The organism is Sphingomonas sp. (genome assembly GCF_041661825.1).
Taxonomy (GTDB): Bacteria; Pseudomonadota; Alphaproteobacteria; order Sphingomonadales; family Sphingomonadaceae; genus Sphingomonas.
The window spans coordinates 409929-432101 of sequence record NZ_JBAZTU010000005.1; the positions used below are offsets into that span (position 1 = coordinate 409929).

Consider the following 22173-nt stretch of genomic DNA (forward strand, 5'->3'; position numbering starts at 1 on the left):
GCGCGTGTTGGCCGTCGCGCCGATTCTCATGATGCCTGGCGCTGCGGCAGTCGCACAGACTGCCCCGCCACCCATCGTTGCCGTTCCGGTCGCCCCGCGCGTGGCGCCGGATCCCTATGCCGCATGGATCAAGGCGTCGGGCACCATGGACTATCATGGCCGTCCGGTCCGGGTCGATCTGCTGGTCAACGGTCATGAGGCGGCGATCCGGGCCAGGGCGGGCGCCGCGGTTGAGATGCGCCCCGTCACCACCGCTGACATGGCGATCCTGCTGCTGCTCGATCGTCGGCTGGAATTCCTCTGGCCTGCCCTGCTCGACTGGGCCGGCCCGGATCTCGGCAGGTTCCGCGACTTCTCCGTCGCTGATGCGGAGGCGGCTTATAACAAGGGCGAGCTACGGGCGCCGCCGCGCACGACCGCCGAATCGAGCACTCGGCCCAAGACCCGCCGGCTGTTCCAATATTCGGAAGCGTTGTGGTTCGCCGGCTATCGCGACAAGGCCCGCGCCCTGGTCGACACGGCGCGCACGGAGACCGGGCGGCGGACCGACTGGGACCGTACGGAGTGGACCATGCTCTCGGCGCGCCTTGCCTCCTACACCAGCAATGAGGGTCGGCGCGACGACGCGATCAGGCTGTTGATCGAGGCAAAGGCGACCCTGGGGGCCGACAGTCCCTATGCGATCAACTTCGACATCAATCGTGCAGCCTATCTCGCCGAGGCTGGCCGCTCGGCCGAGGCACTGGCGCTGATCGAGACGCTTGCCCCGCAATTCGAGACGAAGAAGGACGGCAAATACGGCAAGGGCGGGGAAAAGGTGCCCGGCAGCGAGCGCCAGTTCGCCTGGATCAAGGCCTGCGCGCTGTCCGGGCTCGGCCGCGCCGAGGAAGCGACGCGCGCGCTCGCGCCGGTGCTCAACGAGCGCCAGGCGAGCGACCCGGATTTCGTGGTCACGCCGAACGCGGCGATCCGTCAGCGTGCCTATGTCTGCATGAAGCAGGTCGACGGCGTCGTCCGCGAGCTGCTCGCCGAGATGGACGAGGTGCTCGTCGCTCCCCGCGCGCTCTACTGGATGACGCCCGGGGCGACGCCGGCGGGGCTGGACCCGGCAATGCTTGCCGCGGTCCGCGCCGATCCGCGCATGAAAGCGGCGATGGCCGGGCGACTCCGCCCGCTCCCGGCCGAGCTGACTCCTGCGCTGAACGGATGGGCTGGTCCCTCCTGACGCGCCGCACTGGCGCCCGGGCCGTGACATCGTTAGGTCGCGGCCAATGACGTCCGCTCCTCTTCGCCTGCGCCTCGACGGCGCTACCCTTGCCGACAATTGGCGCACCCTCGCCGCGATGAGCGGCGGCGCGGCGTGCGGCGCGGCGGTGAAGGCGGACGGCTATGGCCTGGGCGCGGTCGACGTCGCGAAGCGGCTTGCGGCCGCTGGCTGCCGCGACTTCTTCGTCGCCACCTGGGCCGAAGCGGCGGCGCTGGCGCCGCTCGGCCTGCCGGTCACCGTGCTCCACGGCGTGCGCGATGAGGATATGGCGCTGGCCCTGACCGGCATCGCTCGCCCGGCGCTCAACACTGCTCATCAGGTCGCGCGCTGGAGGGCGGCGGGCGGTGGCGCCTGCGACGTGATGATCGACACCGGCATGAACCGGCTCGGCCTGTCGGTCGACGATCTGCCGTTGCTCGAGGGGCTCGTCATCGAGACGCTGATGAGCCATCTCGCCTGCGCCGATGAGGATGTGGCGATGAACGAGCGCCAGCGCGCGGCCTTCGCGGCGCTCGCCGGCCGGACGGGCGCGAAGCGGATGAGCCTCGCCAATTCGGCCGGTATCGCGCTCGGCCCCGATTATGCCTTCGACCTGACTCGCCCCGGCCTTGCCCTCTACGGCGGTATCCCGCGTGGCGAACTCGGCGCGATCCGCCAGGTCGCGACGCCCGAGGCGCAGATCCTCCAGCGCCGCACCGTGCCCGCGGGCCAGACGATCGGCTACAACGCGACCTGGACCGCGCCGATGGCGACCGAGGTCGCAGTCCTCAACCTGGGCTATGCCGACGGCTATTTCCGCGGCTTCTCGAACACGGGCGCGGCGCGGTTGGGTGGGCAGGTGCTGCCGCTGCTCGGCCGGGTCTCGATGGACCTGATCGCGATCGACGTCACCGCCGCGCCGGAACTGGCGGAGGGCGATTGGCTCGCGCTCGACTATGCCCTGCCCGAAGCGTCAGCGCGGTCCGGCATGTCGCAATATGAACTGCTCACCAGCCTTGGCGACCGCTTCGATCGGCTCTGGAGCGACTGACCGGAGCGCGGCTCGATTCAACCCCTGCGACAATCGTCTATCGTCACCGCCGGCACGAAGGCGTCAGCCAATCGTGCCGGCTCTTTCTCATGACCGTTTCGAATATTTCCAAGGCCATCGCCTCGTCCGCGGCCTTCTCGCCAGACGCGCGCCATTCTCACATTCGCGCGTTAGCGACTCTCACATTGCGCAGAATCTATACTTCGCATTCAGGCTAGTGGCGGCATCTGTTCGCGAAGCGTACGTGACGCTGTCGCGATCATCACGAAAAATCCAAGCCAAGCTACAGAAAGTCGGCATGAGAGATCTACGCGAAAAACACGTAAACCGACTCTCACATTAGCTCGAACTCTGGCTCGTTACTGATACGGATTGCGCAGAATGACTTTGCCGGATCGGCCGGGATCGATCCGGATCGCCAGTCTCGCCTGCAATGCTGCAGGCGAATGAGAACGCAAAATCGTCGGCGGGCTTACCGCTCCACGCACATGGCGATGCCCATGCCGCCGCCGATGCAGAGTGTGGCCAGGCCCTTCTTCGCGTCGCGCTTGCCCATCTCGTACAGCAGCGTCGTCAGCACGCGCGCGCCGCTCGCGCCGATCGGGTGGCCGATCGCGATCGCGCCGCCATTGACGTTGACCTTCTCGGCATCCCAGCCGAGCTCCTTGCCGACCGACAGCGCCTGCGCCGCGAACGCTTCGTTCGCCTCGATCAGGTCGAGATCGGCAATGCTCCAGCCCGCTTTCTCCAGCGCGCGGCGAGTCGCCGGCACCGGGCCGATGCCCATGATCGACGGGTCGACGCCGGCTGAGGCCCAACTCGCGATCCGCGCCAGGATGGTGGAGCCACGCTGTTCGGCTTCCTCGCGGCTCATGATCACCAAGGCCGCCGCGCCGTCGTTCAGGCCCGATGCGTTGGCGGCGGTCACCGTGCCGTCCTTCTTGAACGCCGGGCGCAGGCCCGATAGGCTCTCCAGGGTCACGCCGGCGCGGATATATTCGTCGTCCGCCACGATCGTGTCGCCCTTGCGACCCTTGATCGTCACCGGCACGATCTCGTCCCTGAACCGGCCCGAGGAGCGCGCCGCATCGGCGAGGTTCTGCGAGCGGACCGAGAAGACGTCCTGCATCTCGCGCGTCACCTGGTACTGCTCGGCGAGGTTCTCGGCGGTGATGCCCATGTGATAATTGTTGAACGCATCGGTCAGGCCGTCGCTGATCATCGTGTCGACCAGCGAGAGATTGCCCATCTTGGTCCCGCCGCGCAGGTTCTGCGCGTGAGTCGAGAGCGACATGGATTCCTGTCCGCCCGCGACGACGATGCGCGAATCGCCCGCCTGGATCGCCTGTGCCGCCAGCGCGACGGCGCGCAGGCCCGATCCGCAGACCTGATTGACGCCCCAGGCCGGGATCTCCTTGGGCACGCCCGCCGCCATCGATGCCTGGCGCGCGGGGTTCTGGCCCTGCGCCGCGGTCAGCACCTGACCCAGGATCACCTCGGACACGTCGGCCGCCTCGACCCCGGCCTGCGCCAGCGCGGCCTCGATCGCGATCCGGCCAAGCTCATGCGCCGGAGTCGACCCGAAGGCGCCGAGGAAGCTGCCGACCGGCGTGCGCTTGGCGGCAGTGATGACGATGTCCTGCATGAGTCGAGGCTCCCGTTGGAGAAGGATTTGGGCGCTATCTAGTGCCGGGGATCGCGCTTAGCCAGTCCGCCAGCGGTTCCCATAATTGCGATCGCCCGCCGCGCCCCACGATCATGCCGACATGCCCCGCGCCCAGATCGCGCCGGTCGGGCAGGTCCGCTGCGCTGCGGGCCGGTACGATCCGGTCGGTCATCGACACGAAGTCGACCGCCGGGCACGCCAATTGCGCCGGATCGGCAATCGCCCCGCCGACTCGCCAGCGCCCGCTGCCGGGCAGATCGGCCTCGATGAAGTCGTCGAACATCTGCCGGCCGGCGGCATAGGGCAGGGGGGCACCGGCATTCGCCCAATCCTCCATCGCGACGAAGGATCGGGCGGTGGCGCCGCCCGGCTCCATCGCAGCGAACGCCTCGTACTTCGCGATGGTGCGCGCCGGGTCGAGTCGCCAGAATCCGGTCTGCAGCACTTCCATCGGCACCAGCCCCATCGCCTCGCAAGCCGGTTGTGCGGCGCGCCAAAGCTCGGCGATATCGCCCCGTGCTGCATCGCCGAAGCCCGAAAAGCGCCAGGGCGCAGCAATCATCGCAAGTCCCGCGACCGGTACCGCGCAAGCGGCGGCCAGCGCGATGGTCCCGCCCAGGCAATAACCGGCCAGCACCGGTGGCTCCTCGAACTTCGCGATCAGTGGCAGCAGCAGCTGCTCGACATGCGCAGTGACGTCCATATCACGCTCGGCCGGGTCGGGCGTGCCCCAGTCGAGCAGGAACGGCCTAAATCCCTGATCTGCAAGCCATTGTATCAGCGAATTGCCGGACATCAGGTCGAGAATGAAAGCCGGATTGATGAGTGAGGGGATGACGATCACCGCCCGTCCGTGGCTGCCCTTCGCGCTGTAATCGCGCAATCTCGCGCGGCCCTTGCGGAACCGCGCGGGCGCCAATCGGCGCGTCCGGCCGCGCGGCGCATCCTGATACGCGCGCAATCCGGCGAGTGCTGCCGCCCGCCGTTCGGGCGATGCTGCAGTCTCATTGCGCAACATATCCAGGAACAGCGGTAACGGGCGTGGACCGTGTTGCGGTGCGGTATGAAAGGGTGGTACAGAAGGATCAAGCACAGGGTCGGGAGCCTTCTTTCATGAAGAAGCAGAATGCGGGCGACGGCCCGGTTATCATCAAGAAATACGCTAATCGGCGTCTCTATAACACCGAGACCTCGTCCTATATCACGCTCGAGCACCTCGCCGCGATGACTCGTGAAGGCCGCGACTTCAAGGTCGTCGACGCGAAGAGCGAAGAGGATATCACGCATAACATCCTTACCCAGATCATCATGGAGGAGGAATCGCGCGGGCAGACCATGCTCCCGGTGAACTTCCTGCGCCAGCTGATTGCGATGTACGGCGATTCGATGCAGCAGATGGTGCCCGGTTATCTGGAGGCGTCGATGGACAGCTTCCGCCGCAATCAGGAGCAGTTCAAGTCGGCGGTCGAGGGCGCCTTCGCCAACTCGCCCTTCGCCGATCTCGCCAAGCGCAACATGGCCATGTTTGAGGCTGCGACCCAGGCGTTCAAGCCCGGCGCCAAGCCCGGCGACGCCCCCGTGCCCGCCGCGAGCAAGGACGATGAGATCGCCGCGCTCAAGGCCGAACTCAGCCGGCTTCACGAGAAGATCGAGAAGCTCGGCGACTGATCCGTTCGATGGTGAGTCCGTTCTGGATCGGCGCGGGCGGCTCGCTTGCGCTGGCGATTGTCGCCGGATTCCGCGACCGGCGGCGCAAGCGCCGCGCCAATCTCGACTCGATCGGGCTGGTCGACTGGCCGACCGTTCAGGTGCTCGCGCTGATCGCCGCTGCGATCCTCGCCAGCATCGCGGCCAATAGCTGAGTCGTCAGTAAAAGGCCGCGAGCGTCAGCTTCCGCTCGCCGCCGCCGCACAGCCCGAGCGTCACCGTCCGTCCCGCTTCTCCCGCCGGCCAGTCGCTCGCCGGCGGCGCGACGCCATCGACCGAGCAGATCCGCTCCCCGGCGCGCCAGCCTGCCGATTCACCCGGCCCGCCCTTCATGACGTGCAGCACGACCAGCGCCTCGCCCTGCGCTTCGACCAGCAATCCGCTGGTCGATCGTGCCGGCGGCCTGTCCGCCTCCGGGCCGGGGCTGAGGATCATGTGCCCGGCCTTGGGGTCGAGCAGTACATGGTATCGCTTGAGGAAGCCGGACCCGATCCGCCCCGCGACTCCGATCCGGGTCGAATAGCCGCCCGCCCGCTCGACATTCATCGCGACATTCCGCGCGGTCAGCGCCCCGAGCGTCAGCTCGGACAGGATCGCCAGGTCGGTGACGACCGGGCCGGCGAGCCCATGGCTCATCGTCGTGGTCATGTGCGGCGCCAGCGCGCCGTGCGGCCGCCAGGCATCGCCCGATACGGTCATCGCGCCGCCATCGCCGGTATCGATCACCATCGGCCGCACGCGGACGCCGTGAAGCTCCATCTCGGTGATGTAGAAGCTCAGATCGGTTCCGATCCGCAGCGGCGCGCTCTTGCCGGGAAAGGGCAGGCGGCCCGATTGCAGCAACCGGAAACGCCGCGCCGGATAATCCACATCGAGCGCGTAGCCGCCGACCAGGTCGATGCCGACCAGCATCTCCACCGCGTCGCCCCCGGTCGCCGCCTGCGCCAGATCGAGCACGGCCAGCTTGCCGCCGCTGCGGCGCAGCCCGCCGAAGCTGATCGACGCGGCATCGGCCCATTCGATTCCGACGGCGCCGCCGATCGCCGCAGCGCTGCGCTCGCCCCGCGTCCTCAGCTTCATCCGGCGCGCATAGGCGCGGGAGATGGTGGTGACGCTGACCGCGGTGTCGAGCATCGCCGTCACCGGCCTGTCATCGAGCTCGAGCGTGAAGCGGATCTGGTCCTGCGGAGTCAGCTCGAACGACACCCACCGCGCCTCGGTGTCGCTGGCGAGAGTGAGGATCGGTGCCGGCGCAGGTTTCTGCGCGAACGCCGGCACGGCCAGGAATAGTAATAGGAGAGTGAGCCAGCGCATCGCCTCCGCGATACCAAAACCCCTCTCCCAGCGGGAGAGGGAGGGGCCCATGCATAGCATGGGAGGGTGAGGGCGACCGGCAACCTTCATGTCACCCTCATCCGGCGCTTCGCGCCACCTTCTCCCGACGGGAGAAGGATTAAATCAGAGACACGCCTCGAGATACGCCTGATCGAAGCCGAACTGCCGCGCCTTTTCCAGCGTGTACGGCCGCAGGCCCATCGAGCGGTATTCGCCGATGATCTTGCCGTCGGCGCTCTCGTCGAGATATTCGAACTTGAACAGCTCCTGGGTGACGATCACCGGGCCTTCCATGCCGATCACTTCGGTCACGTTGGTCACGCGGCGAGAACCGTCGCGCAGACGTTTCACCTGGATGATCATCTCGACCGAATCGGCGATCTGGCGGCTGATAGCTTCCTTCGGCACCTTGATGTCGGACATCATCACCATGTTCTCCATACGGGCGAGCGCCTCGCGCGGGGAGTTGGCGTGGAGCGTACACATGGAGCCGTCATGGCCCGTGTTCATGGCGGCGAGCATGTCGAAACACTCGCTGCCGCGGATTTCGCCGAGGATGATGCGGTCAGGGCGCATACGCAGGGCGTTCTTGACGAGATCGCGGATGCTGACCTCGCCCTGACCCTCGAGGTTCGCCGGCCGGGTTTCGAGCGGCAGCCAGTGCGGCTGCTGCAGGCGAAGCTCGGCCGCGTCCTCGATGGTCAGCACGCGCTCGCCCGGATCGATCATCTTCGACAGGGCGTTGAGCATGGTGGTTTTACCGGAACCGGTACCGCCGGAGATGACGACGTTGAACCGGCACGCGCCCGCGATCTTCAGCGCGGTCGCCATCTTCGGGCTCATCGAGCCGAAGCCGGCCATCATGTCGAGCGTGATCGGCTTGGCGGAGAATTTACGAATCGAGATCGCGGTACCGCGCAAGCTCAGCGGCGGCACGATCACGTTGACGCGGGAGCCGTCCTTCAACCGGGCGTCGGCCAGCGGCGTGGTCTGGTCGACGCGGCGGCCGACCGAGTTGCAGATGCGCTGCGCGATCTGGAACAGATGCTCCTCGTCGCGGAACTGGATATGCGCCAGCTCCAGCTTGCCCTTGCGCTCGACGAAGGTCTGCTCGGGGCCGTTGACCATGATGTCGGTGATGTTCGGATCGGCCAGCAGTTCTTCGAGCGGCCCGAGACCGAGCAGCTCGTCGACCAGCACCTTTTCCAGCGCGAACTGTTCGCGGCGGTTGAGCGTCAGCTTCAGCTCGGCGAGCACTTCGCCGATGATCGGGCGGAATTCCTCGGCCAGCTCGTCCTTGTTCAGGGTGGCGGCCGCTTCGGGATCGACTCGCTCGAGCAGGCGGGGAAGCACCTGCTCCTTGATCTTGTGGATCGAGGCTTCGAAGCCCTCGACCCGGCTGTTGCCGGCCTCGCCCGAGGCATTCTGCCGGTCGGCAAGCCGCGCCAGTGCATCGGCGTTGTTCGGATTGCCGGCAGGGGCTTCGGGCTCACCGGGCAGCGGCAATGTTGCGAGCGGCGGGAATTGCTCGCCGCCGGTATCCGCCTCGCGCGGCGCGGCGCCGCCCTGCATCGGGCGGGCAACGCCGAACGCCGGACGGGCTCCGGGCCCGTTGGCCACTCCGGGACGACGCCCAAATGCACTCATGCCGATAGATCCCTCATGCTCGGGGACAGGCGTACCGCCCAAGGCTTGATAATTGACTAACCATTGCGCGGGATTGTCCGTAGCGCCCGATTGTTCGGGTAATCAGCGCTCGCCGGTCAGGAAGGGGCCCTTCGCCTTTGCCCGCGCCGCGCGCGGGGCGGTCCGGGCCAGCAGGCGGAAATCGCGTGCCATATGCGCCTGGTCGGCAAAGCCATGGCGCGCCGCCTTGTCGGCCAGGGTCGTTGCCGGTTCGGCGACATCGGCCATGGCCTTGCGAAAGCGAATCAGCCGGAGATAGCTGCGCGGCGGCAACCCGACCACGCGCTCGAACCAGCGCTGCACCATGCGATGCCCATGGCCGCTGGTGCGCACGATATCGGCGACGCTGGCTGCGGCCAGCACATGGGCGCCGAGCGGCTGAGACGGCGCCGCGGCGAATGCCTCGATCAGATGCGGTACGATCCCGTCCGGTTCGTCGGGCAACGATCCGGCCACGCTGGTCTCGTCGAGCGCGATCCACCGGCCGGCAAAGGCGGGGCAGGGCAGGTCGCTCAGCATCGTCCAGGCCCAGGGCCACAGCCTGATCCCGATGAACCGTGCGTCGCCGCTCATCCGGAAGCGCACCGGCGCCAGGTTCAGCCCGGTCGCGAACAGCGGCGGCTGCTCCTCGCCCCAGATCGATCGCCCATGGGTGCGCCGGATGATCTCGATACAGCCATCGGGCGTCGCATCCTGTTCGATCCAGTCGCGCACGGTGCCGTCGCCCGCGATCGTCCAGATCGCGGCGACCAGCCCGTCCAGCGCCGGCGGCAGGGGCAGTTCGGCATAGTCCACGCGCGATGCTATCCCATGTCGTGTCGGTTCAAGCCAGCATCCCGACTGGCGGCTATGCCGGCCCGACATGAAGAGGGAGGACAAGATGCGCCGGACGACCCTGTTGATCGCCACGCTGGCCCTGTGCGGAGGCGCCGCCATGGCGCAGCAAGCCAAGCCTGTCGCGGAAGGCCCTCCCGGCTGGATGGCCGGCTGCTGGATCGAGCAGAGCGGACAGAAATGGACCGAGGAATGCTGGACGCCGCCCCGCGCCGGCACGATGCTCGGCTCGAACCGCGCCGGGGAAGGCGCGACGCTGAACTCGTGGGAGGCGGCGCAGATCTTCCCGGACGCTACGGGCAGGCTGACCTATTGGGCTTCGCCCGACGGCGGCACGCGCATCCCGTTCCCGCTCGCCTCGCGCACCGCGACGGAGCTGGTGTTCGCCAACCCGGCGCATGATTATCCGCAACGCATCCGCTATTGGCGGGACGGCGCGACGCTCAACGCGGAGATTTCAATGCTGGACGGCACCAGGCCGATGCGCTGGCATTTCAGCGCGATGCGCTAGTTATTCGGCGCGCTCGGCGAGTACGGTCAGGCCGGCCGAGCTGACTTCGGCAAAGCCGCCCTCGATCGCGATCGTCTCGGGCTCGCCCTTTTCGGTGCGATAGATCGACAGCGCGCCGTCGCGGATCGTCGACATGACCGGCGCATGCCCTTCGAGCACGCCGAAATCACCCTCGGAGCCGGGGACGACGACCATATAGACCTCCTCCGAACGGACGAGCTTTTCCGGGGTGACGAGTTCGAAGTGCAGCATTCTATCTCTCCCCCCTCCCCTATAGGGGAGGGGCAGGGGGTGGGGGAGTGGTAGCGACCTTTTCGCAGGTCAGGCCCCACCCCAATCCCTCCCTTGAAGGGGAGGGGCTTCTTCTCCTTACGCGTCCTGCGCCATCTTCTCGGCCTTGGCGATCGCTTCTTCGATGCCGCCGACCATGTAGAATGCGCTCTCGGGCAGGTGGTCATACTCACCCTCGACCACTGCCTTGAAGCTCTTCACCGTGTCCTCGAGCTGCACGAACTTGCCCGGGATACCGGTGAAGACCTCGGCGACGTGGAACGGCTGCGACAGGAAGCGCTGGATTTTACGCGCACGCGACACGGTCAGGCGATCGTCTTCCGAAAGCTCGTCCATGCCGAGAATCGCGATGATGTCCTGCAGCGACTTGTACTTCTGCAAGGTCGACTGGACGGCGCGGGCAGTCTCGTAATGCTCCTGGCCGACGACGCGCGGCTCGAGCACGCGCGAAGTGGAGTCGAGCGGATCGACCGCCGGGTAGATGCCAAGCTCCGAGATCGCGCGGTTGAGCACGGTCGTCGCGTCCAGATGGGCGAAGGACGTGGCCGGCGCCGGATCGGTAAGATCGTCGGCAGGCACATAGATCGCCTGCACCGAGGTGATCGAGCCCTTGTTGGTCGAGGTGATGCGCTCCTGCAGCGCGCCCATGTCGGTCGACAGGGTCGGCTGATAGCCCACGGCCGACGGAATACGGCCGAGCAGCGCCGACACTTCCGAGCCCGCCTGAGTGAAGCGGAAGATGTTGTCGACGAAGAACAGCACGTCCTGGCCTTCGACGTCGCGGAAATATTCAGCGATCGTCAGGCCCGACAGCGCGACGCGAGCGCGGGCGCCCGGCGGCTCGTTCATCTGCCCATAGACCAATGCGACCTTCGAACCCTCGGACTGCGGATTGCCGTCGGCATCCTTGGCGATGACGCCCGCGTCGAGGAACTCGTGGTAGAGATCGTTGCCCTCACGGGTACGCTCGCCGACGCCGGCGAACACCGAGGTGCCGCCGTGCCCCTTGGCGATGTTGTTGATCAGTTCCTGGATGAGCACGGTCTTGCCCACGCCGGCGCCGCCGAACAGGCCGATCTTGCCGCCCTTCGCGTACGGGGCGAGCAGGTCGATGACCTTGATGCCGGTGACCAGAATGGCGCTCTCGGTCGACTGGTCGACGAACAAGGGCGCCGAAGCATGGATCGGTGCGGTTTCGGTGTGGCCGACCGGGCCACGCTCGTCGATCGGCTCGCCGATGACGTTGAGGATGCGGCCGAGCGTCTTCGGGCCGACCGGCACGCGGATCTGCGAGCCGGTGTCGGTCACGGTCTGGCCGCGGGTCAGGCCCTCGGTCGCGTCCATCGCGATGGTGCGAACGGTGTTCTCGCCGAGATGCTGCGCAACTTCGAGAACCAGGCGGTTGCCGTTATTGTCGGTCTCAAGTGCCGAAAGGATCGCCGGCAGGCTGCCCTGCGGGAAGGCGACGTCGACGACGGCGCCGATGACCTGGCTGATGCGGCCGACATTGTTCGTCGTCGCGACGGTCGCGGTCGCCGTCGTCTCCGGAGCGGCTGCCTTGGGCGCGCGCTTGGCGGCGGGCTTCTTGGTGGTCGGGGCTGCGGTTGCCATTGTCTATTCCTTGCTTCGAACTGCTTAGAGCGCTTCGGCGCCAGAGATGATTTCGACCAGTTCCGTCGTGATCGCGGCCTGGCGGGTGCGGTTGTACTGGATCGTCAGCTTGTTGATCATGTCGCCGGCATTGCGCGTGGCATTGTCCATGGCGGTCATACGGCTGCCCTGTTCCGATGCTGCGTTCTCGAGCAGCGCGCGGAACACCTGGATTGCGACGTTGCGCGGCAGCAGGTCGGCCAGGATCGACTCTTCGTCCGGCTCATATTCGACCGCGGCGCCACCATCGGCGACGGGCGCTGCATTGGTGTCGATCGCGACCGGGATGATCTGGCGACCGATCGGCTCCTGCACCAGCGCCGACTGGAAGCGGGCGTAGAACAGGTGGGCGATATCGAATTCGCCCGCCTCGAAGCGTGCGATCACGTCATCGGCCACCGCACGGGCATCGGCAAACGCTACCCGCTTGATATGGCCCATCTCGTGATCGGCAACGACCAGCTGGGGGTAGAAGCGCTTCAGCACGCGCCCCTTCTTGCCGGCGATGTAGATTTTCACCGTCTTGCCGGCGGCGATCAGCTCCTCGGCCTTGCGGCGAGCCGCGCGGACGATGTTGGTGTTGAACGCGCCGGCCAGGCCGCGCTCGCTGGTCGCAACGATCAGCAGGTGAACCTGGTCCTTGCCGGTCCCGGCGAGCAGCTTGGGCGAGGATTCGCTCACGCTCACCTTGGCGGCGAGGCTGGCCATCACCTTTTCCAGCCGCTCGGCATAGGGGCGGCCGGCGACGGCCGCTTCCTGCGCACGGCGCAGCTTCGCGGCGGCGACCATCTTCATCGCCTTGGTGATCTTCTGCGTCGACTTCACCGAGCCGATGCGAATCTTCAGTGCCTTGAGGCTGGCCATCTGGCGCCCTTACTTACGCGAAGGTCTTGGCGAAGGCGTCGAGCGCAGCCTTGAGCTTGCCCTTGGCGTCGTCGCCCAGATCCTTGGTGTCGCGGATCAGGCCGAGCACATCGGCATGGTTCGCGCGCAGATCGGCAAGCATCGCGGCTTCGTAGCGGACAACGTCCTGCACCGCGACGGCATCCAGATAGCCGTTGGTGCCGGCGAAGATCGACGCCGTCTGCTCCTCGAACGGCAGCGGGCTGAACTGCGGCTGCTTGAGCAGCTCGGTCAGGCGCGCGCCGCGGTTCAGCAGCTTCTGGGTCGAGGCGTCGAGGTCCGAACCGAACTGAGCGAACGCGGCCATCTCGCGATACTGCGCCAGCTCGAGCTTGATCGAGCCCGACACCTTCTTCATCGCCTTGGTCTGCGCGGCGGAACCGACGCGGCTGACCGAGAGGCCGACGTTGATCGCGGGGCGGATGCCGGCGAAGAACAGGTCGGTTTCGAGGAAGATCTGGCCGTCGGTGATCGAGATCACGTTGGTCGGGATATAGGCCGACACGTCGCCGGCCTGGGTCTCGATGATCGGCAGCGCGGTGAGCGAGCCCGAGCCATTGTCCTTGTTCATCTTCGCGGCGCGCTCGAGCAGGCGCGAGTGAAGATAGAACACGTCGCCGGGATAGGCTTCGCGGCCCGGCGGGCGGCGCAGCAGCAGCGACATCTGACGGTAGGCGACGGCTTGCTTCGACAGATCGTCGAACACGATCAGCGCGTGCATGCCGTTGTCACGGAAATACTCGCCCATCGCGGTGCCGGTGTAGGGCGCGAGGAACTGCAGCGGGGCAGGGTCGGACGCAGTCGCGGCGACGACGATGGAATACTCCATCGCGCCATTCTCGGTCAGCGTGCGGACGAGCTGCGCCACGGTCGAGCGCTTCTGGCCGATCGCGACATAGATGCAATACAGCTTCTTCGACTCGTCGTCGCCGGCGTGGTCGTTCTTCTGGTTGATGAAGGTGTCGATCGCGACGGCCGACTTGCCGGTCTGGCGATCGCCGATGATCAGCTCGCGCTGGCCGCGGCCGACGGGGACGAGGGCGTCGATCGCCTTCAGGCCGGTCTGCACGGGCTCGTGCACAGAGGTGCGCGGGATGATGCCCGGGGCCTTCACTTCGACGCGGCTGCGCTCGGTCGTCTCGATCGGGCCCTTGCCGTCGATTGGGTTGCCGAGGCCATCGACCACGCGACCGAGCAGCGCCTTGCCGATCGGAACGTCCACGATCGTGCCGGTCCGCTTGACGATGTCGCCTTCCTTGATCTCCGAGTCCGACCCGAAGATCACGACGCCGACATTGTCGGCCTCGAGGTTGAGCGCCATGCCCTGCACGCCGTTCGAGAATTCGACCATCTCGCCGGCCTGGACATTGTCCAGCCCGTGAATGCGCGCGATGCCGTCGCCAACCGACAGCACCTGGCCGGTTTCGGAGACCTGGGCCTCGGTACCGAACGAAGCGATCTGGTCCTTGATGACCTTCGAGATTTCAGCGGCGCGGATATCCATTGTCAGCCTTTCCCAACAGCTAAGAGCTGTCAGCCTTTCATTGCGTGCGCGAGAGTGTTGAGACGGGTCTTGATCGAGCTATCGATCATCTGCGAACCGATCTTGACGACCAGCCCGCCAAGCAGGGCAGGGTCGACCGACAGGTCGACGGAAACGTCACGGCCGATCCGGGTGCGCAGCTGCTGCTTGAGCGCGTCGACCTGGGCGGCGGAAAGCGGATGGGCCGACGTCACTTCGGCCTTGGTCTCGCCACGATGGTTGGCGGCGAGCGAGCGGAACGCGCGGATGATCGCGGGCAGTTGCGACAGGCGGCGATTCTCGGCCAGCACGCCGAGGAAGTTCTTGGTCGTGCCGTCGACGCCGATCGACGCGGCGACCGCGGCCACGGCCTTGGCCGCGTCCTGGCGCGAGACGAGCGGGCTGGCGACGAGCCGGGCGAACTCGGGCGATTGCTCGAGCGCGGCACGCACATCGGCGAGGCTCGCCTCGACAGCGTCGATCGTCTTTGAATCGCGGGCAAGCTCGAACAATGCGGTGGCGTAGCGACCGCTTAAGCTTGCTTGAATACCGCCGGATGTCTCCACGCGATCGAAATCCTCGTTTGAAACTGTTTGCGACCCATACGAAAAGGGAGGCCGGAATCGGCCCCCCTGATGGGTCGCCGCGCGGTTAGCATCGGGTTGCACGGGATGCAACCCGAGTCCGACCCGCTGCCTTGAGCCTGTCTATAGGATATAGGCCTTATTTGGTCATATGCGGCATTGCCCGCACGGACATGATTTTGTGTCGGTAACGATTCTTTGCCGGTTTCATGTAACTGTAACAATCAGTTAACCATCCGTTTGTGCCTTGCTCCCATAGCGGGGCCATGCCTCGCCCAGACATCGCCGCCATCCTTGCAACGCTGAAGCAGCTCGCCGCATGGCGTGGATCGGGGGGCGGCAGCATCCGCGCCCAGCTTCGCCGCATCGTCTGGAGCCTGCTCGGCATCCAGGCGCTGCTCGCCATCGCGCTGATCGGTACCACGCTCAGCACCAGCCACGGCGTGCGGTCGCTCGTGCTCGACCGGCTCGATCCGATCGGGGAATTGCAGCGAGTCAACGACAGCTATGTCACCGCCCTGCTCACCGCGCAGAAGGTGCAGAGCGGCAACCTCTCGGCCGACAGCGCGATCAGCGCGATCGAGGAAGCGCGCGCCACCATCCGCAGCAGCTGGCAGTCCTTTTCGGGCCAGGCGCTCGACGCGCGCCGCGGCGTCGCCGTCGCGCAGGTCGCCGATGCCCGCCGCGATGCCGACGCGGCGATCGTGCGCCTGCTCGATCTCCTGCGCAGCCGCCGCGTCGACCAGCTCGACTTCTTCGTCAGCGGCGCGCTCTATGCCGCGATCGATCCGCTCACGGTCGCCAGCAACGGGCTGATCGACGATCTTCGGGCGGACGCTGCGCATGAACGGGCTGCGCTCGAACGCGGCTTTGCGACGACCTATCTCATGGTCGCCTTCGTAACGTTGCTCGCCGCGCTGATCGGCTGGTGGGGCATGCGCATGCTGACGCTGCGGATCGAACAGCCGCTCGCCGAGATTGCGGTCGCGACTGGCGACATCACGCTCGAGCGCGACGATACGCCGATCCCCGGCCTCGACCGCACCGACGAGATTGGCGAGATCGCCCGCGCATTGGCCTTTGCGCGCAAGCGCTCGGGCGATGCGCGCCGGCTGAGCGACGAATCGCACCGCGCCAACGAAGCGCTTCATCGCCGCCAGGTCGTCGAGCATGAGGCGCGGGCGAAACGCGCTGCCGATCTCGATGCGTTGTTTGCGGTCTTCGAGCGCGAGGTCGGCCTTGTCGTAAGCGAGCTCATCTCGGCTGGCCCCGCCCTGCGCGAGACGGCGAACGCCATGTCGGGCGAGGCAGGGACCACTGAGCATCATGCCCTCGCGACCGCTGCGCTGGCCGAACAGAGCGCGTCGAGCGCCCGTACCATCGCCCAGTCCGGCGCCGCACTCGCCGGGGCGATCGAGCGCATCAGCGATGAGGCCCATGAATCGAAGACCGGCGCGGCCCATGTCCGGGCACGCACGCTCGAAGGCCGCGCTCATGCCGAATCGCTCGGCGTACTGGTCGGCGAGATCGCCGGCGTGCTCGACCTGATCTCCCAGATCGCCGGGCAGACCAATCTGCTCGCCTTGAACGCAACGATCGAGGCGGCGCGCGCCGGCGATGCCGGCCGCGGTTTTGCCGTGGTCGCCGACGAGGTGAAGGGCCTTGCGCGGCAGACCCAGGTGGCCGCGGGCCGGATCGAATCGCGCCTCGCCGCCGTCTCGCGCGCGAGCGATACGGTGCTGGAGACGATCCAGTCAGTCGACTCGCTCGCCGCGGATCTCGATCGTTCGGCCGCCAATGTCGCCGGCGCGGTCGAGCAGCAACGCGACATGACACGCCGCATCGCCGCCGCCATCGCCGAGGTCGAGGGCGGCACCGCCGACGCGGCCGCCAATATGCAGATGCTGCGCGAACGCGCCGAACGCTCGCGCCGCAGCGCCGAGGACGTGGCCCGCACCGCCGAAGCGGTGGCGGGCGGCGTCGAGACGCTGCGCAGCCGGATCAACCGCCTGATGGACGATGTGCGCGTGGCGTGAGGCGCCACCTGTTTATCCGCAGAGCGGCTTGCCCGGAATGGCGCTATATTGCTGCCCGCTGATCATGGTGCGTGCGAGCCTGATGGGCGAACCGCGCCGGACGCAGGTCTCGGAAGGCCGGAGAAAGGGTCTCGCCAATCGCGGAGCCGACTTTAGAGTGCGTGGGGCGGAACACGGGCTCACGCTCTTTCCGGACAAGTGGGGAATAGCCATGGGTCTGACTGACTGGTTCAAGCGCAAGCCCACCGAGCCGCTACAGCCGGCAGAACCGACGCCCGAACAAACCCGCTTCTCCTGCGACCGGAGCAAATTGTTCGATATCGAGCGGACCGCAACGCTCGCCGCCCTGCTCCGCGTGCCGGCCGGCGAGCGCGACCTGTCCTGGTCCGAGGCGTTCCACGATGCGGCATGGTATGCCTCGGTGGTGATGCCGACGCTGGAGCCGTTCGTCGGGCCCGACGGCTTCCCCTATCTGCGCTTCGATATTCCGCATGAGGGTCCGTTCGACTCCCAGTCGCTGGGCAATCTCGCCGCGCAGTGCGTCGATGCCCGGGTCGGTGCCGCGCTGTTCGCCTCGCCCGACGACCCTGTCGACCAGGCAGCCTTTGTCTTCTCGATGGGCGCGCTGGACGGGATGCTGCGCTTCGGCACGATCGACGGCGATCCCGTCGATGCGGCCGAAGCCGGCGCGGAGGATGCCGCGATGTTCGATGTCGATCGCGGGGATCGCGCGCAGACGCTCACCGTCCGCCAGGCGCACGAGGTGATGATCGGCGCGCCGTCGCGTTCCTATCTGCCGCCGAGCAGCGCGCGGCCTTTATATGACCGCCTGACGCGCGGCTGGGGCGTGGAGGCGCCGCGCGTGGCGCTACTGATGGATCCCGCGATGCGGCCGACGCGCAGCCTGGTCCTGGGCGTGAAGCGCAGCGATTTCCCCGCCGAAGCGCCGATCGACGACATGATGCGCACATTGCTCTGGTATCTGCCGCCGCGGCGCATGCTGATCCTGACGCCGGAAGACTGGACGGTCGGGACGATGACCCTGCTCGCCGATTATGTCTGAACGGGGCGACGAACTTTGAGCGCAAGCCTCGGGATGTGGCGGGCATTGGGGGCGCCTATATCGGCATCATGACACAGCAACTCGCCATTGACGCCGATACCGCCTGGGCCGCCTTCGAACGGCGCGACCGGGCCTATGATGGCCATTTCGTCGGTGCGGTCACCTCGACCGGCATCTATTGCAAGCCGAGCTGCCCGGCGCGGCACCCGAAGCGGGAGAATGTCCTGTTCTACCGCGATGGCGCCGAGGCACGCGAGGCAGGATTCCGCGCCTGCCTGCGGTGCAAGCCCGACGAGGTCGGCCGCGACCGGGTCGCGGTGGCGCGGGCAGTCGCCCTGATCGAGGCGGACGAGGACGGCATCGGGCTGGAGGAACTCGCTGCCCGGGTCGGCTATGCGCCGCATCATTTCCACCGCCTGTTCAAGCGCGCGACCGGCGTGACGCCCGCCGCTTATGCCCGCGGCCTGAAGGCGCAGCGCGCGGCCAAGGCGCTGATCGACGAGGATACCGTCACCCAGGCGATCTACGAGGCCGGTTATTCCGCTCCCAGCCGCTTCTACGAAGGCGGCGCCAAGCGGCTGGGCATGACGCCGAGCGCGTGGCGCAAGGGTGGGGCAGGGGTGACGATCCGCTGGACCATTGCCGACACCAGCCTTGGTCCGATGCTCGTCGCCGCGACCGACAAGGGCCTGTGCCGCGTGTCGTTCGACGAAGGCGAGCAGGCGCTGAAGGAGCGTTTCCCCAAGGCCGAGATCGTGCCCGGCGGCGCGGCACTGGCCGACCTCGCGGCGCGCGTCGTCGCCAGTGTCGAATCTCCCGATCGTCACCATGACCTGCCGCTCGACGTGCAGGGCACCGCTTTCCAGGAGGCAGTGTGGCAGGCGCTCCGCGCCATCCCGGCGGGGGAGACGCGCAGCTATAGCGAACTGGCGGCGATCGCCGGCAATCCCAAGGCGGTTCGCGCCGCCGGCACCGCTTGCGGCCACAACCAGGTCGCGGTCGTCATTCCCTGCCACCGCGCCCAGCGCAGCGACGGCACGCTCGGCGGCTATGCGTACGGCCTCGACCGCAAGGCCGTGCTGCTCAAGCGGGAGGGCGTGGCATGAGCGGCTTCGCCATCACCGGGCTCGATCCGGCGCCCTTCGTGCCGCTCTACGGCTTCAGCGATGCCGAGCTCGCCGGCCTCGGGGTGATCCGCATGCCGGTCGATGCGAAGCCCGGTTTTCCCTGCCGCGTCTCGCTCGAGGATGCCATGCCGGGCGATCATGTGCTGCTGCTCAATTACGAGCATCTGCCCCTCGCCTCGCCCTATCGCCAGCGCCACGCGATCTTCGTGCGCGACGGGGCGACCGAGGCAGCGCGGTTCGAGAATGAGGTGCCCGAACAGCTCGCGATCCGCACCCTGTCGGTCCGCGCTTATGATGCGAACGGCATGATGACCGACGCCGATCTCACCGAAGGCCGCGACCTGCCGGCGCTGATCGATCGTTTCTTCGCCGATCCGGCGGTCGCCTGGCTGCACGCGCACAATGCGAAACGCGGCTGCTTCGCCGCCAGGATCGACCGCACCTGATTTTGCGTCGGCTGGCCAGCCGGTCTAGGTTCCCCCTATAAAATCAAGGGGGACTCATGGAACCGATCAAGCCCGTCACGCCGCCGAACAGCCTGGTCTGGCGTATCGTGCATTTCCCGCTGGTGCTGCTGGTCATCGGCATCGCGTTCGTGGCTGGCGCGATCATGACATCAGCCTTTGTCCGCAAGGCTTTTCCCGAAGCCGCGAACAACTGGCTCGCCGTCCTGATCGCCGTTCTGGTCGCGGCGGTTTTCGTCGCCTTTTATTGGGCGTTCGTGCGGCTGGTCGAACACCGGCCAGCTGTCGCCGAATTTGCGCTGAATGGCTGGGCAAAGGAACTCGGCGCGGGCTTGCTCAGCGGGGTCATCCTTTTCTCGATCGTGGTCGGTATCATCGCCGCGCTCGGCGGCTATCGGGTGATCGGTCACAATCCCGTTTCCGTGCTGCTGCCGGTGCTCGCCATCTCGATCACGTCGGGCGTCACCGAGGAGATCATGCTGCGCGGCGTCTTCTTCCGGCTGATCGAATCCTGGCTGGGCAGCTGGATCGCCCTGATCCTGTCGGCGGCCGTGTTCGGCGCGCTGCACCTCGGCAATCCCAACGCGTCGCTGCTTGCCGGTTCAGCCATCGCGCTCGAAGCGGGCGTGATGCTCGCCGCGCTCTATATGCTGACGCGCCGGCTATGGGCGGCGATCGGGCTGCATGCCGCCTGGAATTTCTCGCAGGGCGGCATCTATGGCATCGCCGTTTCCGGTTTCAAACAGGACGGCCTGATCATCCCGCGCATCAGCGGCTCGGACCTGCTGACCGGCGGCTCCTTCGGCGCAGAGGCCTCGCTCCCGGCGATCATCGTCTGCACCGCCTTCGGCGTCGCGTTGCTCGTCCTGGCCTATCGTCGCGACCGCTTCGTCAAGCCCTTCTGGCTGCGCAAGGCCTAACCGGTCGACCTGCAGGAATAGACGATCTTCTCGTTCGGATAAGCGGGCAGCAGGGTGCGGATCGCGCTCTGCTGCGTCGCCAGATTGGCGCGGCCCGCCTCGTCCGGGGTGCACGCCTTGATCGTCACCTGCGACCGGATCTTCCGCAGCGCGTCCATCTGCGCTGCGGTCAGGAAATAGCGCTGGTTCGAATAGAGTCGCGTCGCCGGGTCGAACTGCAGGACGGAGACGGTCTGGTCCTCGGTCGGCACCAGGATCCGGTCCCATTTGCTGCCATTCTCGGCATATTGGGTGCGCCCGTTCATGCACCCTGCCGTGCCCCAGTCGATCGTCAGGTCCTCGACCGAGGAGGATACCACCCGGCTGCGCTCGGGCGCCACGGTGCACACCATCTTGCCGAGCGCCGCGGTCGAGGAGACCGCCGGCGCGTAAGTCGGTGCGACATCGGGCGGCAGAGTCACCTCGCCGCTCGGCCGGGTGAAGAACACTATTGCCGCCGCGACCATCAGCACCCCGCCCGCCGAGGCCGCCCAGATCGCCTCGCGCCGCTTGCGCCGCACCTCGAGCAACCCGCCCCCGCCGATCGCGAGCGCGCCCGCGACCAGCAGCACGGCAGCCAGCGCCATGATATTCTCGCGGTAGCGCTCGGCCGCGATCCGCGCATTGCCCAGCGCCTGCTCGCGTGCGACCGCCGCCTTGGCCGCCGCCTCGCGCTTCGCCGCGTCGGCCTCGGCGCTCGCCCGCGCATCGGCCTCGCTGTCCTGCTTCACCCGGTCGAGAATAGAGGTGCAGGGCGTGCCGACCGCGGGATAATCCTGCTTCGCCTCGCGCAGGAACGCCGCGACCTCCGAATCGGCGATGGCGAAACCGAAGCTCGAATCGCCCTCCTCGCCCTTGGCGAAAGAGGAGTTCACGCCGATCACCCGCCCGCACGGATCGAGCAGAGGCCCGCCCGAATTGCCCCGCGCGATGTTCGCGGTGTGGAGCAGCACATCGACCCCTGACATGGTCCGCCGTCCCGAGAATACGCCCTCGGACCGGATCGGCGACAGCGGATGGATATAGTCGACCGCCGAGCGCGCCGTCGCGAGATCGACATTGCCCGGATAGCCGAGCGCGGTGACCAGCGCGCCCTCCTCGACCGGCCCGGTATAGAGCGCGACCGTCGGCAGCCGCGTGCCGGTGAACTCGATCAGCGCGAGATCGCGCGCCGCATCGATCGCGATGACCTTGCCCTCATAGCTCTTGGCGCCCTCGGAGGGGACCACGCCGACCACGACATTGTCGGGATAGCGCTTGGCCAGGTCGACGACATGCGCATTGGTCACGATCCGGTTGGGCGTGATCGCAAAGCCGCTGCCATGGCCGAAGCCGACCACCTCGTCGTCGACCACCGCGATCGTGACGATCCGCACCACCCCGCGCCCGGTGGCGGAGATGTCGTCGGCGCGCGCGGGCGCGGTGAAGGCGATGAGCAGCGCGAGCGCACCGAAAAGGGCACGGCGCACGGCGACGGGGAAAGGGGCGATCGGCATCGCCGGCGATTCTGACAGCAACCGGCGCCCGGGAACAGGGAA

At 67.1% G+C, this 22173-nt stretch carries 21 protein-coding genes; 10 read left to right on the forward strand and 11 right to left on the reverse strand.

Features of this window, described 5'->3' with window-relative positions; translation table 11 throughout:
- Positions 1-31 precede the first annotated feature (31 nt).
- Both WC729_RS24190 and WC729_RS24195 read left to right on the forward strand, forming a co-directional pair.
- Positions 32-1225 (forward strand): hypothetical protein, encoded by a 1194-nt coding sequence (locus tag WC729_RS24190; protein ID WP_372857016.1) that lies wholly within the window; start codon positions 32-34, stop codon positions 1223-1225.
- A 46-nt stretch (positions 1226-1271) separates the two neighbouring features.
- Entirely contained in the window at positions 1272-2297 is a 1026-nt protein-coding gene (locus WC729_RS24195; protein WP_372857017.1) for an alanine racemase, read from the forward strand.
- Positions 2298-2769: 472 nt separating this feature from the next.
- Here the strand turns inward: WC729_RS24195 and WC729_RS24200 are convergent, their stop codons facing one another.
- Both WC729_RS24200 and WC729_RS24205 read right to left on the reverse strand, forming a co-directional pair.
- Positions 2770-3942, reverse strand: coding sequence for an acetyl-CoA C-acetyltransferase (locus tag WC729_RS24200; protein ID WP_372857018.1), 1173 nt, complete (start codon positions 3940-3942; stop codon positions 2770-2772).
- A gap of 34 nt (positions 3943-3976) precedes the next feature.
- Entirely contained in the window at positions 3977-4981 is a 1005-nt protein-coding gene (locus WC729_RS24205) for an alpha/beta fold hydrolase (RefSeq protein ID WP_372857019.1), read from the reverse strand.
- Between the two features lie 95 nt (positions 4982-5076).
- On the opposite strand from WC729_RS24205, the gene phaR reads away from it, so the two are divergent.
- Both phaR and WC729_RS24215 read left to right on the forward strand, forming a co-directional pair.
- Positions 5077-5631, forward strand: coding sequence for a polyhydroxyalkanoate synthesis repressor PhaR (gene phaR, locus WC729_RS24210; protein ID WP_372857020.1), 555 nt, complete (start codon positions 5077-5079; stop codon positions 5629-5631).
- 8 nt (positions 5632-5639) lie between these two features.
- Entirely contained in the window at positions 5640-5825 is a 186-nt protein-coding gene (locus WC729_RS24215; protein ID WP_372857021.1) for a hypothetical protein, read from the forward strand.
- A gap of 4 nt (positions 5826-5829) precedes the next feature.
- On the opposite strand, the gene WC729_RS24220 is transcribed toward WC729_RS24215, so the two are convergent.
- The 3 genes from WC729_RS24220 to WC729_RS24230 form a co-directional block, all read right to left on the reverse strand.
- Entirely contained in the window at positions 5830-6984 is a 1155-nt protein-coding gene (locus WC729_RS24220; protein ID WP_372857022.1) for an aspartyl protease family protein, read from the reverse strand.
- A 144-nt stretch (positions 6985-7128) separates the two neighbouring features.
- Positions 7129-8652 (reverse strand): CpaF family protein, encoded by a 1524-nt coding sequence (locus WC729_RS24225; protein ID WP_372857023.1) that lies wholly within the window; start codon positions 8650-8652, stop codon positions 7129-7131.
- 102 nt (positions 8653-8754) lie between these two features.
- Positions 8755-9486, reverse strand: a complete 732-nt coding sequence (locus tag WC729_RS24230) for a helix-turn-helix domain-containing protein (RefSeq protein WP_372857024.1) — start codon at positions 9484-9486, stop codon at positions 8755-8757.
- Between the two features lie 85 nt (positions 9487-9571).
- Between WC729_RS24230 and WC729_RS24235 the strand changes: the two genes are divergently transcribed.
- Positions 9572-10036, forward strand: a complete 465-nt coding sequence (locus WC729_RS24235) for a DUF6265 family protein (protein ID WP_372857025.1) — start codon at positions 9572-9574, stop codon at positions 10034-10036.
- Here the strand turns inward: WC729_RS24235 and WC729_RS24240 are convergent, their stop codons facing one another.
- The 5 genes from WC729_RS24240 to WC729_RS24260 form a co-directional block, all read right to left on the reverse strand.
- Entirely contained in the window at positions 10037-10288 is a 252-nt protein-coding gene (locus tag WC729_RS24240) for an ATP synthase F1 subunit epsilon (protein ID WP_332719829.1), read from the reverse strand.
- Between the two features lie 117 nt (positions 10289-10405).
- Positions 10406-11938 carry a F0F1 ATP synthase subunit beta gene (gene atpD, locus WC729_RS24245; RefSeq protein WP_372857026.1) on the reverse strand — a complete coding sequence of 511 codons (1533 nt, stop codon included), beginning with the start codon at positions 11936-11938 and terminating at the stop codon, positions 10406-10408.
- A gap of 24 nt (positions 11939-11962) precedes the next feature.
- Positions 11963-12841: a F0F1 ATP synthase subunit gamma gene (locus tag WC729_RS24250; protein WP_372857027.1), complete on the reverse strand. Its 879-nt coding sequence runs from the start codon at positions 12839-12841 to the stop codon at positions 11963-11965.
- 13 nt (positions 12842-12854) lie between these two features.
- A complete protein-coding gene (gene atpA, locus WC729_RS24255; RefSeq protein WP_372857028.1) occupies positions 12855-14384 on the reverse strand; it encodes a F0F1 ATP synthase subunit alpha in 1530 nt (509 codons plus the stop codon).
- A gap of 29 nt (positions 14385-14413) precedes the next feature.
- Positions 14414-14968, reverse strand: a complete 555-nt coding sequence (locus WC729_RS24260) for a F0F1 ATP synthase subunit delta (RefSeq protein WP_372857029.1) — start codon at positions 14966-14968, stop codon at positions 14414-14416.
- A 284-nt stretch (positions 14969-15252) separates the two neighbouring features.
- Between WC729_RS24260 and WC729_RS24265 the strand changes: the two genes are divergently transcribed.
- From WC729_RS24265 to WC729_RS24285, 5 genes are all read left to right on the forward strand, one after another.
- Positions 15253-17022, forward strand: a complete 1770-nt coding sequence (locus WC729_RS24265; protein ID WP_372857030.1) for a methyl-accepting chemotaxis protein — start codon at positions 15253-15255, stop codon at positions 17020-17022.
- 211 nt (positions 17023-17233) lie between these two features.
- On the forward strand, positions 17234-18085 hold the full coding sequence (locus tag WC729_RS24270) for a hypothetical protein (protein WP_372857031.1): 852 nt from the start codon (positions 17234-17236) through the stop codon (positions 18083-18085).
- Between the two features lie 68 nt (positions 18086-18153).
- Positions 18154-19191: a bifunctional DNA-binding transcriptional regulator/O6-methylguanine-DNA methyltransferase Ada gene (ada, locus tag WC729_RS24275; protein WP_372857185.1), complete on the forward strand. Its 1038-nt coding sequence runs from the start codon at positions 18154-18156 to the stop codon at positions 19189-19191.
- The gene (locus tag WC729_RS24280; protein ID WP_372857032.1) at positions 19188-19658 is read left to right on the forward strand and encodes a DUF1203 domain-containing protein; all 471 of its coding nucleotides are present in this window, start codon (positions 19188-19190) and stop codon (positions 19656-19658) included. The genes ada and WC729_RS24280 overlap by 4 nt, the downstream gene beginning before the upstream one ends.
- A 56-nt stretch (positions 19659-19714) precedes the next feature.
- On the forward strand, positions 19715-20596 hold the full coding sequence (locus WC729_RS24285; RefSeq protein ID WP_372857033.1) for a lysostaphin resistance A-like protein: 882 nt from the start codon (positions 19715-19717) through the stop codon (positions 20594-20596).
- On the opposite strand, the gene WC729_RS24290 is transcribed toward WC729_RS24285, so the two are convergent.
- On the reverse strand, positions 20593-22131 hold the full coding sequence (locus WC729_RS24290; RefSeq protein WP_372857034.1) for a S1C family serine protease: 1539 nt from the start codon (positions 22129-22131) through the stop codon (positions 20593-20595). The two genes, WC729_RS24285 and WC729_RS24290, sit on opposite strands and share 4 nt — an antisense overlap.
- Between the last annotated feature and the right edge of the window lie 42 nt (positions 22132-22173).

Bases quoted from the DNA above. Each gene is read 5' to 3' on its own strand.
- WC729_RS24190 (WP_372857016.1), top strand. From the start codon at position 32: ATGCCTGGCGCTGCGGCAGTCGCACAGACTGCCCCGCCACCCATCGTT.
- WC729_RS24195 (WP_372857017.1), top strand. From the start codon at position 1,272: ATGACGTCCGCTCCTCTTCGCCTGCGCCTCGACGGCGCTACCCTTGCC.
- WC729_RS24200 (WP_372857018.1), bottom strand. From the start codon at position 3,942: ATGCAGGACATCGTCATCACTGCCGCCAAGCGCACGCCGGTCGGCAGC.
- WC729_RS24205 (WP_372857019.1), bottom strand. From the start codon at position 4,981: ATGTTGCGCAATGAGACTGCAGCATCGCCCGAACGGCGGGCGGCAGCA.
- phaR (WP_372857020.1), top strand. From the start codon at position 5,077: ATGAAGAAGCAGAATGCGGGCGACGGCCCGGTTATCATCAAGAAATAC.
- WC729_RS24215 (WP_372857021.1), top strand. From the start codon at position 5,640: ATGGTGAGTCCGTTCTGGATCGGCGCGGGCGGCTCGCTTGCGCTGGCG.
- WC729_RS24220 (WP_372857022.1), bottom strand. From the start codon at position 6,984: ATGCGCTGGCTCACTCTCCTATTACTATTCCTGGCCGTGCCGGCGTTC.
- WC729_RS24225 (WP_372857023.1), bottom strand. From the start codon at position 8,652: ATGAGTGCATTTGGGCGTCGTCCCGGAGTGGCCAACGGGCCCGGAGCC.
- WC729_RS24235 (WP_372857025.1), top strand. From the start codon at position 9,572: ATGCGCCGGACGACCCTGTTGATCGCCACGCTGGCCCTGTGCGGAGGC.
- WC729_RS24240 (WP_332719829.1), bottom strand. From the start codon at position 10,288: ATGCTGCACTTCGAACTCGTCACCCCGGAAAAGCTCGTCCGTTCGGAG.
- atpD (WP_372857026.1), bottom strand. From the start codon at position 11,938: ATGGCAACCGCAGCCCCGACCACCAAGAAGCCCGCCGCCAAGCGCGCG.
- WC729_RS24250 (WP_372857027.1), bottom strand. From the start codon at position 12,841: ATGGCCAGCCTCAAGGCACTGAAGATTCGCATCGGCTCGGTGAAGTCG.
- atpA (WP_372857028.1), bottom strand. From the start codon at position 14,384: ATGGATATCCGCGCCGCTGAAATCTCGAAGGTCATCAAGGACCAGATC.
- WC729_RS24265 (WP_372857030.1), top strand. From the start codon at position 15,253: ATGCCTCGCCCAGACATCGCCGCCATCCTTGCAACGCTGAAGCAGCTC.
- WC729_RS24270 (WP_372857031.1), top strand. From the start codon at position 17,234: ATGGGTCTGACTGACTGGTTCAAGCGCAAGCCCACCGAGCCGCTACAG.
- ada (WP_372857185.1), top strand. From the start codon at position 18,154: ATGACACAGCAACTCGCCATTGACGCCGATACCGCCTGGGCCGCCTTC.
- WC729_RS24280 (WP_372857032.1), top strand. From the start codon at position 19,188: ATGAGCGGCTTCGCCATCACCGGGCTCGATCCGGCGCCCTTCGTGCCG.
- WC729_RS24285 (WP_372857033.1), top strand. From the start codon at position 19,715: ATGGAACCGATCAAGCCCGTCACGCCGCCGAACAGCCTGGTCTGGCGT.
- WC729_RS24290 (WP_372857034.1), bottom strand. From the start codon at position 22,131: ATGCCGATCGCCCCTTTCCCCGTCGCCGTGCGCCGTGCCCTTTTCGGT.